A 12,063-nucleotide genomic window follows, 5' to 3' on the forward strand; every position below is an offset into this window, starting at 1 on the left:
GCCCTTGCCACCGCTTGGAGGTGGGAGATAAGCGGAAGAATGCGACCGTCGGTCGCCGCGGCAGGATCCGGCGGCAACTCCGCCGTCGCCTCGCGGCTCGTCGATACGCGCACGCACCAGCCTTCACGGCAAGGATCGGGCAGGGGCGCCCATGCCGTCGAGCCCGCGCCATCCACGCCCGGAAGCACCGGCACGGAACCGACATACCGCATGTTCGAAAACTGACTGAAATCCACCATCGCGCCTCCCGCATGCGCCCGCACGTTCCGTGTGGGACCGCAGACCAAGGCTAGCGGGAGACGCGATCAGAGTGGTCTGAAAATCAATGGCAGCTCAAGCTTTCCGTCCGCCGCGATACACCGCACGCACCAGTTCGCCGCCGATCCAGTAGCACAGCTCCGCCGGCCGCTTTGCCTCCCACACGGCGAGATCCGCGCGCTTGCCCACTGCCAGCGTGCCGCGATCGTCCAGCCCCAGCGCGCGCGCCGCATGCACCGTGACGCCGCGCAAGGCTTCTTCCGGCGTCAGGCGGAACAGCGTGCAGGCCATCCCCGCCGCCATGCGCAGCGACAGCAGCGGCGAGGTGCCGGGATTGCAGTCCGTCGCCACCGCCATCGCCACGCCATGCTCGCGCAGTGCGGCGATCGGCGGCAGTTTCGTTTCGCGCAGCGCATAGAACGCCCCCGGCAGCAGCACCGCCACCGTGCCCTTCGCCGCCATCGCGCGCGCGCCGTCGTCGCTCAGGTATTCCAGATGATCGGCGGAAAGCCCGCCGTATTCGGCTACCAGCGCCGCGCCTTCCAGATTGGACAGCTGCTCGGCATGCAGCTTCACCGGCAGGCCCAGCGCACCCGCGCGTTCGAACACGCGGCGCGTCTCCTCGCGGGTGAAGCCGATGCCTTCGCAGAACGCATCCACCGCATCGACCAGCCCTTCCTCCGCCAGCGCGGGCAGCATCCGTTCGCACACCAGCGCGACGTAGGCGTCGCGGTCCTGCTGGTATTCCGGCGGCAGCGCGTGCAGGCCGAGGAAGGTGGTGCGCACGGTGATGCCCAGCGCTTCGCCGAGCCGGCGCGCCACCCGCAGCATGCACCGCTCGCTTTCGAGTTCCAGCCCGTAGCCGGATTTGATCTCGATGGTGGTGACGCCATCGGCAAGCAGCGCACGCGCACGCGGCAGCGCCTGCGCGAACAAGCTGTCTTCATCGGCCTCGCGCGTCGCCTTCACCGTCGAAGCGATGCCGCCGCCGGCGCGCGCAATCTCCTCGTAGCTGGCGCCGTTGAGGCGCAGATCGAACTCGTGCGCGCGGTCGCCGCCGAACACCAGGTGCGTGTGGCAGTCGATCAGGCCGGGCGTGACCAGCGCGCCATCGAGCTCTTCGACGTGCGCTGCACGCTGCAGCGCATCGGCCGGCAACTGCGCACGCGGGCCGATCCAGGCGATGCGTCCGCCGGCCACGGCGATGGCGCCGTCCTCGATCAATCCATAGGGCTGCGCGCCTTCGAACGTGGCGAGCGCGGCGCCGGTCAGCAACAGGTCCCAGGCTTGCGTGTTCATGGCGTCTCGCGTGGTTCGGGTGGCGTGGGCGTGGCGGGGTCTTCCACCAGCGCCGCGTCGTTGTCGCCGGTAGCGGCGGGCGGTGTGTCGCGCCGCGCCAGCTCCTGCTCATAGCCTTCGATCAACCGGTCGGCCAGCGCGCGGTACACCGGCTTGCGGCACAGCAGCGAGGAGGCTGCGCGCGCCAGCAGGCAGGTGGCCATGATCGGCAGCGCCATCTGCTGGTTGGCGGTCAGTTCCATCGAGATCACGGTGGCGGTGAGCGGCGCCTGCGTCACGCCGGACAGATACGCGGCCATCGCCAGCAGCACCACTGCCGGCACGTCCGCGCCGGGCAGCAGCGCGGCGATGTTCTGGCCGAGTCCGGCGCCCACCGCCAGCGCGGGCGAAAAGATGCCGCCGGGAATGCCGGCCCAGTACGAAGCGATATTGCCCAGGAATTTCAGCGCGCCGAATGCGCTGACGGTGTCCTGGTGCCCTTCCAGGATGGCGCGGGCCTGCGCATAGCCGGTGCCGTAGAGCCCGGTCTGCGTGAGCTGGCTGAGCAGCACCAGGGCGAGGCCGCAGGCCGCGGCGAACAGCACCGGATGGCGTGCGCGCAGGCGGCCCATCGCGCCGCGCAGGCCTTGGTCGTGCGGCAGGATCAGGCGCGCGAACAGCCCGCCGGCCAGGCCGCAGCCGATGCCGGTGGCAAGCACCGCCCACCACGCGCGGCCCAGCGGCAAGCCGATGTCGAGGCGGCCGAAATACGCGTAGTTGCCGAGGATGCCCAGCGACACCACGCCCGCGATGATCACCGCGGTCAGCAGGATGCCGCTCATGCGGTGCTCGAACGCGCCGCTCATTTCCTCGATGGCGAACACCACGCCGGCCAGCGGCGTGTTGAAGGCGGCGGCCAGGCCCGCGGCGGAACCGGCCAGGATGAAGCGGCCCGCCGCGGCCGCGTCGGCAAAACCGAAGCGCCGGCCCAGCGAATACAGCAGTCCCGCGCCGACGTGCACCGTGGGGCCTTCGCGTCCCACCGAGGCGCCGCCGAGCAAGGCGGCCAGGGTGAGCGCCATCTTGCCCAGCGCCACGCGCAGCGACAGCAGGCTGCCGCGGAAGCCGTCGTCTTCCACCTTGAGTGCCGCGATGGCTTGCGGAATGCCCGAGCCGCGCGTGGGCTTGAGCGCGCCGGAGGTCAGCCAGGCCAGCACGGCGAACATCGCCGGCGTGACCAGGAAAGCCCACCAGCGGCTGTGTTCGAGCATGCGGTGGAACAGGCCGAACGCGTAGTCCGCCGCCTGCGCGAAGCCGACCGCGGCCAGGCCGACGATGACCGCGCCGCTCCAGAACAGCACCCGCCGGCGCCACTGCACCGGCGAGAACAGATCCGAACCGGCCAGCCGCCGCAGCCGGCTGGCCGGTGTTCCGGTGTCCGGTTCGCTCATGATTTGCCGTCGCGCTTGGTGGTCCAGCGCGTTTCGTACAGGTCGAAGCGGCGGTCCTTGAGGTTCTGCACCGCGCCGGCGTTGCGCGCGCGCGCCAGGCTTTCCAGGCGCAGGTCGGCGAACAGCACGGTTTCGATGTTGGGCGTGGAGTCGGCGGCGATGCCGTCGCGCGCGAACGGGAAGTCGCTGGGTGTGAGGATGCAGCTCTGGCCGTACTGGATGTCGAAGTTGTTCACGCCCGGCAGGTTGCCGACGTTGCCGGACAGCACCACGTAGCACTGGTTCTCGATCGCCCGCGCCTGCGAGCAGTAGCGCACGCGCAGGTAGCCTTCGCGCACGTCGGTGCAGAACGGCACGAACAGGATCAGCGCGCCCTGGTCGGTGAGGTGGCGCGCGACTTCCGGGAACTCGGAGTCGTAGCAGATCATCACGCCGATCGGGCCGCAGTCGGTCTGGATGGTGGCCGCGCTGTCGCCGCCGGTGATGTTCCACACCGTGCGTTCGCTGGGCGTGGGGTGCAGTTTTTCCTGCTCGTGGATCGAGCCGTCGCGCAGGCATACGTAGCAGACGTTGTGGATGTCGCCGTTCGGCTGCTCGGTGGGGTGCGAGCCGGCGATGATGTTGATGTTGTAGTGCACCGCCAGCCGGCTGAAGAGTTCCTTCACCTGCGGCGTGTACTGGCTGAGCTTGCGGATCGACTCCACCGGCGACAGTTCGGCGTTCTCGATCGACAGCAGCTGCAGGGTGATCAGCTCGGGGAAGGTGACGAAATCCGCGCTGTAGTCCGCTGCGATATCGGTGAAGTATTCCACCTGGGTGGCGAATTCCTCGAACGACTTGATGCGCCGCTGCTGGTACTGCACCGACGCCACGCGCACCGAGTCGGGCAGGCGCTGCGGCGAGGGGATCGATGGCACGTCCGGCTGGTTCAGCAGCTGCGGGTTGCGCCAGACCAGATGCGCCGCGTAGCCCAGCGATTCGTAATCCGACGGCACGTAGCCGCGCAGCACGCCGATCACCTGGAAATCGTTGGACAGCTGGAAGCTGAGCGTGGGATCGCGCCGCTTGCCTTCCACCACCGCCTGCACATAGGCCTCGGCGCTGCCGTAGCGCTGGATGGCGCGGGCCAGGCCCGGCACGCGGCCGCCGAACACGATGCCGCGCAGCTTCAGGTCGGTGCACAGCCGCTTGCGCGCCTGGTACAGGCGCTGGCCGATGCGCATGCCGCGGTAATCCGGATGCACCACCACCTCCATGCCGTACAGCCAGTTGCCGTCCGGCTTGTGGCGCGAACCCATGCCGCCGCCGGTGATCTGCATCCAGGTATGCGGCGCCAGCGCGCTGGCCTCGTCGATGCGGAAGGTGGCGCAATAACCGACGATGCGCCCTTCGTACTCGACCACGAACTGCCCTTCGGGAAAGTGCGTCTGCTGCGAACGCAGCATCTCGGCCGAATGCCCCCACTCGGGCGTGTAGACGCGGCCGGTGAGCGCGACCAGGGCGGGGACGTCGGCCGGCTGCGCCTGGCGCACCAGCAGCTTGGGAGTGTGTTCATTCTTCTTGGCCATGCCGCGCATTATGCCGTAGCCATCCGTGCAGGGCCGGTTACACTCCGCGCAACGCAGCCGGAGCCTTGTCGATGAGCGATGCCACCCGTACTTACAGCGCCGACCAGCTGTGGCTGGCCGATGGCTGGAGCGCCGACGGCGCCTTCGCGGTGGACGCCACCGGCCATGTCGCGCCGCCCCTCGGCGAGCATGGCGGGGGCGAGGCCGAGCGGCTCGGCGCCTGGGTGCTGCCGGGCATGCCGAACCTGCATTCGCACGCGTTCCAGCGCGCCATGGCCGGCCTGGCCGAGCGCAAGGGACGCAGCGATGACAGTTTCTGGACCTGGCGCGAGACCATGTATGCCTTCGCCGCCGCGATCGGTCCGGAGGAACTGAAGGCGATCGCCGCGCAGCTGTACGTGGAAATGCTCAAGGCCGGCTATACGCAGGTCTGCGAATTCCACTATCTGCACCACCAGCCCGGCGGCACGCCGTATGCGCAACCGGAGGCGATGTCGCTGGCGCTGATCGAAGCGGCGCGCGAAACCGGCATCGCGCTGACCCTGCTGCCGGTGCTGTACATGACCGGCGGTTTCGACGGGCGTCCGCTCGGCCCGCGCCAGCGTCGCTTCGGCCATGACCTTTCTTCCTACGTGAAGATGCTCGAAGCCCTGCGCCGCCACGAAGGCGACGGCCTGCGCATCGGCATCGCGCTGCATTCGCTGCGCGCGGTGCCGGAAGAAGCGATGCGCGGCCTGCTGGCTACGAACATCGCGCAGGACCTGCCCATCCATATCCATATCGCCGAGCAGATCGGCGAAGTGCAGGACTGCCTTGCCACGCGCGGCGCGCGCCCGGTGGAATGGCTGCTCGACCATGCACCGGTGGACGCGCGCTGGACCCTGGTGCATGCCACCCACCTGACCGGCCACGAAACCTCGCGGCTCGCGCGCAGCGGCGCGGTGGCGGGGCTGTGCCCGACCACGGAAGCGAATCTCGGCGACGGCCTGTTTCCGCTGGGCGATTATCTCGACGCCAAAGGCGTGCTCGGCGTCGGTTCGGATTCGCACATCTCGATCTCGCCGGTGGAAGAACTGCGTTGGCTGGAATACGGCCAGCGCCTGTCCACGCGCCACCGCAACATCGCGGCGCGGCACGAGGGCGACAGCGTCGGCGAGACCTTGTGGCGCGCCGCGCTGCGCGGCGGCGCACGCGCGGCCGGGCTGCCGGTGGGCGGCTTGAACACCGCCGCGCGCGCCGACCTGCTGGTGCTGGACGAGGCCTCGCCGCTGCTCGCGGCGCGCGACACGCGCTCGCTGCTGGACAGCTTCCTGTTCGCCGGCAACACGCCGCTGGTGCGCCACGTGATGTGCGGCGGCCGCTGGGTGGTGCGTGATTTCCATCATCAGGACGAAGCCGGCATCGCCGCACGCTACCGTGCGGTGGTGGAGCGCCTGGCGCGCGGCTGAGCTGCAACGCCCGGCCGCGCGGGGCGGCCGCTATATCGACGGAGAGCTTTCCATGCAGTCCTCATCCAACGAACTGGGCAAGCTGGTGCTGCGCGTGGTGCTGGGCGCGCTGATTTTGTTCCATGGCGTGTCCAAGCTGATCCATGGACCGGGCTTCGTCGTGCAGGTGCTGGCGCAGCAGGGCTTGCCGTCGTTTCTCGCCTACGGCGTGTACGTGGGCGAAGTGGTGGCGCCGCTGCTGCTGATCCTGGGCCTGTGGACGCGCATCGGCGCGCTGATCGTCGCGGTCAACATGGTGGTGGCCTTGCTGCTGGTGCACACCAGCCAGTTCCTGTCGCTGGCCGACACCGGCGGCTGGGCGCTGGAGCTGCAGGGCATGTACCTGGGCGGCGCCATCGCGGTGATGCTGCTGGGTGCGGGGCGCATTGCGCTGGGCAAGCCGTACAGTCGCTGGACCTGAGACTAGGGTGAGGGTGCGGGCGGGTTGGGGCGTTACGCTTTGCCCGCACCCTCATCCGGCTGCCGCCACCTTCTCCCAAGGGGAGAAGGAAACAAGTTTGAAGCGTTGTCTTTCTCTGAACGCCGTCCCTCCGCGGCCTGAACGCACGGCATCGTGCGCCGCGCCGCTTCGTCATCGGCGTTTCACAGCCGCCGTTTTCCTGCCCACCTCTCCCACTCGGAGCACGTCATGGGCCGGACCAGGATCTTCTTCTGCACTGCCTTGCTTGCCGCCACCACGGCGCTCAGCGGCTGCATCGTCGTTCCCGCACGGGGACGCGTATGGGTGCCCGGCTACTGGTCCGGCCCGCACGTATGGGTCGAAGGGCATTACCGCTATCGCTGAGCCATGCGCTCGCGCAGGAAGTCGATGAATGCGCGCAGCTTCGGCGGCACCTGGAAACGGCTGGGGTAGTAGAGATAGAAACCGTCGTAGGGCGGCAGCCAGGTGTCCAGTACGCTTTCCAGGCGGCCGGCGGTGAGGTGTTCGCGCACCGCCGGCTCCAGCGTATGGGTCAGGCCCAGTCCGTCCAGCGCGGCGCGGATCGCCAGCGAAGGATGGTTGACGATCAGCGGCCCGCCCACGTCGAGATCGAACCAGCGTCCGCGCTGGGCGAACTCCCAGCGATAGATCGCGCCGCTGGTCACGTAGCGGTTGCGGATGCAGGCATGGTTCTGCAGATCGCGCGGATGCTGCGGCCGTCCGTGCTTGTCCAGGTATCCCGGCGCGGCCGCCACGATCGAACGCACTTTGCCGCCCAGCGGCACCGCCACCATGTCGCGCGCCAGGCGTTCGCCCAGGCGGATGCCGCAGTCGTAGCCTTCGGCGACGAGATCCACCAGGCCGCCGGTAACGCCGACATCCAGCGTGAGCTCCGGCCAGCGCCGCAGGAAGTCCGCCTGCAGCGGCGCCACCAGCCAGTCCAGCACGATCTCCGGCACGGTCACGCGCAAGGTGCCGGCGGGGCGGTCGCCGTGCTGGCGCAGTTCGTCCAGGGCGCCATCGATCGCGGCCAGCGCCGGCGTGATGCGCTCCAGGAACTGCCGGCCCGCTTCGGTCAGGCCGACCTTGCGCGTGGTCCGCTGCAGCAGGCGCACGCCGACGCGCTGCTCCAGCTGGCGCATGGTCTGGCTCAGCGCCGAGGCGGTGACCTCCATGTCGGCCGCGGCGCGGGTGAAGCTGCCGTAGCGGGCGATCAGGTGGAAGGCGCGCAGGGCGGGGGAGTGGTCGTCGCGCATTGATTAGATTCTCTAAATAACGCTTCAAAAGAATCCGTATTTTTCTACGCAATGGCAAGGGCCAGACTGCCTCCATCACCACCGGAGGACTCCGCCCATGCCGCTCGATCGCTACTACACCCTCGGCCGTTCCGGCCTGCGCGTCAGCCGCCTCTCGCTCGGCACCATGACCTTCGGCGAGGACTGGGGCTGGGGTTCGGACGCCGCCGAGTCGCGCCGCATCTTCGACCTCTACGTGGAGCGCGGCGGCAATTTCATCGACACCGCCAACTTCTATACTGGCGGCAGCTCGGAACGCCTGCTCGGCCAGTTCATTGGCGAGCGCCGCGATTCGCTGGTGGTGGCCACCAAGTATTCGCTCAACATGCGGCCGGACGATCCGAACGGCGGCGGTAACCACCGCAAGAACATGCTGCGTTCGGTGGAAGCGAGCCTGCGCCGCCTCGATACCGACTACATCGACCTGCTTTACCTGCACGCCTGGGACGACCTGACGCCGGTGGACGAAGTGATGCGCGGCTTCGACGACCTGGTGCGTTCCGGCAAGGTGCTGTACGCCGGCATCTCCGACGCGCCGGCCTGGCAGGTCGCGCGCATGCAGACCATGGCCGACCTGCGCGGCTGGGCGCCGCTGGTGGCGCTGCAGGTGCAGTACAACCTGGCCGAGCGCACGGTGGAGCGCGAGCTGCTGCCGATGGCGAAGGAACTGGGTCTGGGCGTGCTGGCCTGGTCGCCGCTGGCCAGCGGCGTGCTCACCGGCAAGTACAGCCGCGCGGACCTGGCGCACGTCGGCCAGGTGGTCGGCAGCGACGTCACCGGCACGCGCAAGGATGTCGCCGCGGCGATCGGCGCACTGACGCCGCGCGCCCTGGATATCGCCGAGGTGGTCAAGCAGATCGCGCAGGAACTGGAACGCACGCCATCGCAGGTGGCGCTGGCGTGGACGCTGCTGCATCCCGCCGTCACCGGCCCGATCGTCGGCGCGCGCACGCTCGAGCAGCTGGAGGACAACCTCGGCGCGCTGGAGATCGCCTTCAGCGACGAACAGCGCCGCCGCCTGGACCAGGCCAGCGCCATCGAACTCGGTTTCCCGCACGACTTCATGCAGCTCGAACAGACCCGCCAGGTGCTGTTCGGCAACGCCAAGGTCGGCCGTCTCCCCTGATTTTCCCTTCCACGATCTCCCCGCCCACGCTTTCAAGGAACAGAACGATGTCACTCGACCGGTACTACACCCTGGGCCGCTCCGGCCTGCGCGTCAGCCGCCTCTCGCTCGGCACCATGACCTTCGGCGAGGACTGGGGCTGGGGCGCCGCGGAAGACACCGCGCGCGCCATGTTCGACCGCTATCTCGACACCGGCGGCAACTTCATCGACACCGCCGACATGTACACCGAAGGCAGCAGCGAAAGCCTGCTCGGCAAGTTCGTGGAGCAGGCCGGCGTGCGCGACCGCGTGGTGATCTCCACCAAGTTCAGCTACAACGCGCAGCCCGGCAATCCCAATGCCGGCGGCAACGGGCGCAAGAACATCCTGCGCGCGGTGGAAGGCTCGCTGCGCCGCCTGCGCACCGATTACATCGACCTCTATCTGCTGCACACCTGGGACCGCATCACGCCGGCCGAGGAAGTGGTGCGCACGCTCGACGACCTGGTCCGCGCCGGCAAGATCCGCTACGCCGGGCTGTCCGACACGCCGGCATGGTATGCGTCGCGTGCGCAGACCTATGCCGAAGCGCATGCACTGACGCCGCTGGTGAACATGCAGCTGGAGTACTCGCTGGTGGAGCGGCATATCGAGCACGAGTTCGTGCCGCTGGCCACCGGGCTGGGCATGGGCATCACGGCGTGGAGTCCGCTCGGCATGGGCCTGCTGTCGGGCAAGTACCGGCCGAGCCAGGCCGGCGGCGAGGGCGATGGGCGTCTGGCCAAAGTCACCGCGGCGCCGGGCTTCGAGCGCTTCACCGAGCGCAACTGGCGCATCGTCGCCGCGCTGGAGGAAGTGGCGCGCGAAAGCGGCCGCAGCATGGCGCAGGTGGCCTTGAACTGGGCGGCGAACCGGCCGGGCATCGCGGCGCTGATCGTCGGCGCGACCAGGCTGGCGCAGCTCGAAGACAACCTCGGCGCACTCGACTTCACGCTGCCGGATGCTTTGCGTGCACGGCTGGACGAAGCCAGCGCACCGGATGCGCCATTCCCGTACTACATGTTCGCCGACCGCCAGCAGACCCGCATCCACGGCGGCGTCGCGGTGGGCGACAAGCCGGCCGGCTACGCGCCGCCGGTGTGGGTGGATGCGGTGGAAGCGCGCGACGTGCGCGCCAGCCGTTGAGGAGACGCCTCCATGTCAGCGACTTTTCTGCACAAGAAGACCGGCGCGCCGCAGGCGCGCTGGATCGAGGCGGACGGCGTGCATTTCCATGCCGAAGAAGCGGGACGCGGCGATGCCGTGACGATGCTGCACGGCTTCCTGGTCGACAGCGGCCAGTGGGACGAAGCATTCGCCGCGCTGGCCGATGAGCACCGCGTGCTGCGCTACGACCTGCGCGGCTTCGGCCGCTCGTCGATGCCCGCCGATACCACGTTCGCGCATCACCAAGACCTGCAGCGCGTGCTCGACGACCGCGGCATCGAATGCAGCGCCTTGCTGGGTTGTTCCGGCGGCGCCGGCACGGCGCTGGATTTCGCGCTGGCGCATCCGCAGCGGGTGACTGCGCTGGCGCTGATCGGCGCGGGCTACTGGGGCTACTACGCCACGCGCACGCCGGAGGCACAGGCGTTCTGGGCGGCGGTGCAGGGCGGCGATGCCGATGCCTTGCTGGATACCTCGCTGCGCGCCTTCGTGGATGGACCGCGCCGCACGCCGCAGCAGAGCAACCAGGAAGCGCGCGCACGCATCGCCGCCATGAGCGCATGGAACTTCGGCCGTGCGGACGGCTATTGGAAGCACGCTTCGCTGCAGCGCAATCCGCCGGTCCCCGCGCCGGAGCGGCTGGCGGAACTGCGCATGCCGGTGCTGCTGATCGTGGGCGAGGAAGACCAGCCGGAAGTGATCGAGCTGTCCGAACGCCTCGCCGCCGGTTTGCCCGATGCGCGCCTGGTGCGCGTTCCGGATGCCGGCCATCACGTGAATATCGAGCGGCCCGACGTGGTGCTGCCGCTGCTGCGCGAGTTCCTCGCCGCGGTGCGCGCATGAGCCGCCCGCCTTCGTACGGTGCGCCGATCACGCTCGCCGATGCCGCCCGCGTGATGGCCGCGGCACAGGCCGAGGCGCAGCGCAACGACTGGCCGATGGCCATCGCCATCGTCGGCAGCGGAGGCCATCTGGTGATGCTGCATGCGCTGGACGACGTGCAGCATGCGAGCGTGGCGGTGGCGCAGGCGAAAGCCGAAACGGCGGTGAATTTCCGCCGCCCGTCGAAGCTGTTCGAGGACGCCGTGCGCGACGGCGGGCTGGGCCTGCGCCTCCTTGGCATGGACCACCTGTTGCCGCTGGATGGCGGCCTGCCGCTGTACCGCGACGGCAAGGTAGCCGGTGCGATCGGCGTCTCCGGCATGCAATCCACCCAGGACGCCCAGGTGGCCGCCGCCGGCGCGGCCTTGATGCAGGCGTAAAAAAAGCCGCGTCCGCACGGGGCGGACGCGGCTTTCACCGGGGCACTACCCTTCCAGAGAAGGTCTTACTGGGCCGTCGACGCGCTGGAGCCGGCGGCCTTCTGCTGCGCCTTGAACTGCATCCACTGCTGGCGGCGCTGTTCACGCTCCTGCTTCAGTGCGGCCCACTGCGCCTTCTGCTGCGTGGTCAGCAGGGCGTAGATCTGCGCCTTGAGCTGGGCCTGCTGCTGCACGCGGGTCTGCGTGGCGGCGGCTTCGGCCTGGGCCAGCTGGGCCGCGGCGGCCTGGTAGCCGGCCTGGTCCGGGGTCATCGATTCGAAGGACTGGCGCTGGGCGCGCAGGGCGTCGCGCTGGGCCTTGTTCTGGCTGAAGCTGTTCTTGACCAGGTCGTGGATGCTGGCCTTCTGCGCGTCGGTGAGGTTGAGCTTCTGCATGGCCATGAAGCCGTGGCCGCCGCGATGGCCGCCGAAATGCTGGCCGCCGTCCTGGCCGGCCGCGAACGCCGCGGTGCCAAGGGTCATGGCGGAAGCGAGGGCCAGGCCGAGGAAGAGGGACTTGCGCATGTTCTTCACCTTTCGGGTTGGGGGGACTTGCGGAGTATTTGACGACAAGCCCGCGTGTATGTTTTTTGCCGATGGGTAAAGAAGCGTAAAGCCCGTGGTTCCTCGGCTCCCGCGCCGTTTGAATGGCGCAAAAACCCACGCCAGCG

At 69.0% G+C, this 12,063-nt stretch carries 12 protein-coding genes; 7 read left to right on the forward strand and 5 right to left on the reverse strand.

Annotation, left to right across the window (positions count from 1 at the left end; genetic code table 11):
• Positions 1-333: 333 nt before the first annotated feature.
• Genes hutI through FHW85_RS13645 form a run of 3 tightly spaced genes read right to left on the reverse strand, consistent with a single transcriptional unit; the run spans position 334 to position 4,555 of the window.
• Positions 334-1,557 carry an imidazolonepropionase gene (gene hutI, locus FHW85_RS13635; RefSeq protein ID WP_168648585.1) on the reverse strand — a complete coding sequence of 408 codons (1,224 nt, stop codon included), beginning with the start codon at positions 1,555-1,557 and terminating at the stop codon, positions 334-336.
• Entirely contained in the window at positions 1,554-2,987 is a 1,434-nt protein-coding gene (locus FHW85_RS13640; RefSeq protein WP_168648586.1) for a chloride channel protein, read from the reverse strand. The genes hutI and FHW85_RS13640 overlap by 4 nt, the downstream gene beginning before the upstream one ends.
• Positions 2,984-4,555, reverse strand: a complete 1,572-nt coding sequence (locus FHW85_RS13645) for a bifunctional GNAT family N-acetyltransferase/carbon-nitrogen hydrolase family protein (RefSeq protein ID WP_168648587.1) — start codon at positions 4,553-4,555, stop codon at positions 2,984-2,986. The genes FHW85_RS13640 and FHW85_RS13645 overlap by 4 nt, the downstream gene beginning before the upstream one ends.
• A 71-nt stretch (positions 4,556-4,626) precedes the next feature.
• On the opposite strand from FHW85_RS13645, the gene FHW85_RS13650 reads away from it, so the two are divergent.
• The 3 genes from FHW85_RS13650 to FHW85_RS13660 all read left to right on the forward strand — a co-directional run bounded on the left by FHW85_RS13650 (position 4,627) and on the right by FHW85_RS13660 (position 6,847).
• The gene (locus FHW85_RS13650) at positions 4,627-6,003 is read left to right on the forward strand and encodes a formimidoylglutamate deiminase (protein ID WP_168648588.1); all 1,377 of its coding nucleotides are present in this window, start codon (positions 4,627-4,629) and stop codon (positions 6,001-6,003) included.
• Positions 6,004-6,055: 52 nt separating this feature from the next.
• Positions 6,056-6,463, forward strand: coding sequence for a DoxX family protein (locus FHW85_RS13655; protein WP_167255727.1), 408 nt, complete (start codon positions 6,056-6,058; stop codon positions 6,461-6,463).
• Positions 6,464-6,691: 228 nt separating this feature from the next.
• Positions 6,692-6,847 (forward strand): hypothetical protein, encoded by a 156-nt coding sequence (locus tag FHW85_RS13660; RefSeq protein ID WP_168648589.1) that lies wholly within the window; start codon positions 6,692-6,694, stop codon positions 6,845-6,847.
• Here the strand turns inward: FHW85_RS13660 and FHW85_RS13665 are convergent.
• A complete protein-coding gene (locus FHW85_RS13665) occupies positions 6,838-7,740 on the reverse strand; it encodes a LysR family transcriptional regulator (RefSeq protein WP_167255723.1) in 903 nt (300 codons plus the stop codon). The two genes, FHW85_RS13660 and FHW85_RS13665, sit on opposite strands and share 10 nt — an antisense overlap.
• A 97-nt stretch (positions 7,741-7,837) precedes the next feature.
• On the opposite strand from FHW85_RS13665, the gene FHW85_RS13670 reads away from it, so the two are divergent.
• Genes FHW85_RS13670 through FHW85_RS13685 form a run of 4 tightly spaced genes read left to right on the forward strand, consistent with a single transcriptional unit; the run spans position 7,838 to position 11,354 of the window.
• Positions 7,838-8,905, forward strand: a complete 1,068-nt coding sequence (locus FHW85_RS13670) for an aldo/keto reductase (protein ID WP_168648590.1) — start codon at positions 7,838-7,840, stop codon at positions 8,903-8,905.
• Positions 8,906-8,952: 47 nt separating this feature from the next.
• The gene (locus FHW85_RS13675) at positions 8,953-10,071 is read left to right on the forward strand and encodes an aldo/keto reductase (RefSeq protein ID WP_168648591.1); all 1,119 of its coding nucleotides are present in this window, start codon (positions 8,953-8,955) and stop codon (positions 10,069-10,071) included.
• Positions 10,072-10,083: 12 nt separating this feature from the next.
• The gene (locus tag FHW85_RS13680) at positions 10,084-10,935 is read left to right on the forward strand and encodes an alpha/beta hydrolase (RefSeq protein WP_168648592.1); all 852 of its coding nucleotides are present in this window, start codon (positions 10,084-10,086) and stop codon (positions 10,933-10,935) included.
• Positions 10,932-11,354, forward strand: coding sequence for a heme-binding protein (locus FHW85_RS13685; protein ID WP_167255716.1), 423 nt, complete (start codon positions 10,932-10,934; stop codon positions 11,352-11,354). The genes FHW85_RS13680 and FHW85_RS13685 overlap by 4 nt, the downstream gene beginning before the upstream one ends.
• Positions 11,355-11,419: 65 nt before the next feature.
• Here FHW85_RS13685 and FHW85_RS13690 read toward each other — a convergent pair whose 3' ends face one another.
• Positions 11,420-11,917, reverse strand: coding sequence for a Spy/CpxP family protein refolding chaperone (locus tag FHW85_RS13690; RefSeq protein WP_167255714.1), 498 nt, complete (start codon positions 11,915-11,917; stop codon positions 11,420-11,422).
• Positions 11,918-12,063: the final 146 nt, after the last annotated feature.

Source organism: Dyella sp. SG609 (assembly GCF_012275375.1).
GTDB lineage: Bacteria > Pseudomonadota > Gammaproteobacteria > Xanthomonadales > Rhodanobacteraceae > Dyella_D > Dyella_D marensis.

Bases quoted from the DNA above. Each gene is read 5' to 3' on its own strand.
- hutI (WP_168648585.1), bottom strand. From the start codon at position 1,557: ATGAACACGCAAGCCTGGGACCTGTTGCTGACCGGCGCCGCGCTCGCC.
- FHW85_RS13640 (WP_168648586.1), bottom strand. From the start codon at position 2,987: ATGAGCGAACCGGACACCGGAACACCGGCCAGCCGGCTGCGGCGGCTG.
- FHW85_RS13645 (WP_168648587.1), bottom strand. From the start codon at position 4,555: ATGGCCAAGAAGAATGAACACACTCCCAAGCTGCTGGTGCGCCAGGCG.
- FHW85_RS13650 (WP_168648588.1), top strand. From the start codon at position 4,627: ATGAGCGATGCCACCCGTACTTACAGCGCCGACCAGCTGTGGCTGGCC.
- FHW85_RS13655 (WP_167255727.1), top strand. From the start codon at position 6,056: ATGCAGTCCTCATCCAACGAACTGGGCAAGCTGGTGCTGCGCGTGGTG.
- FHW85_RS13660 (WP_168648589.1), top strand. From the start codon at position 6,692: ATGGGCCGGACCAGGATCTTCTTCTGCACTGCCTTGCTTGCCGCCACC.
- FHW85_RS13665 (WP_167255723.1), bottom strand. From the start codon at position 7,740: ATGCGCGACGACCACTCCCCCGCCCTGCGCGCCTTCCACCTGATCGCC.
- FHW85_RS13670 (WP_168648590.1), top strand. From the start codon at position 7,838: ATGCCGCTCGATCGCTACTACACCCTCGGCCGTTCCGGCCTGCGCGTC.
- FHW85_RS13675 (WP_168648591.1), top strand. From the start codon at position 8,953: ATGTCACTCGACCGGTACTACACCCTGGGCCGCTCCGGCCTGCGCGTC.
- FHW85_RS13680 (WP_168648592.1), top strand. From the start codon at position 10,084: ATGTCAGCGACTTTTCTGCACAAGAAGACCGGCGCGCCGCAGGCGCGC.
- FHW85_RS13685 (WP_167255716.1), top strand. From the start codon at position 10,932: ATGAGCCGCCCGCCTTCGTACGGTGCGCCGATCACGCTCGCCGATGCC.
- FHW85_RS13690 (WP_167255714.1), bottom strand. From the start codon at position 11,917: ATGCGCAAGTCCCTCTTCCTCGGCCTGGCCCTCGCTTCCGCCATGACC.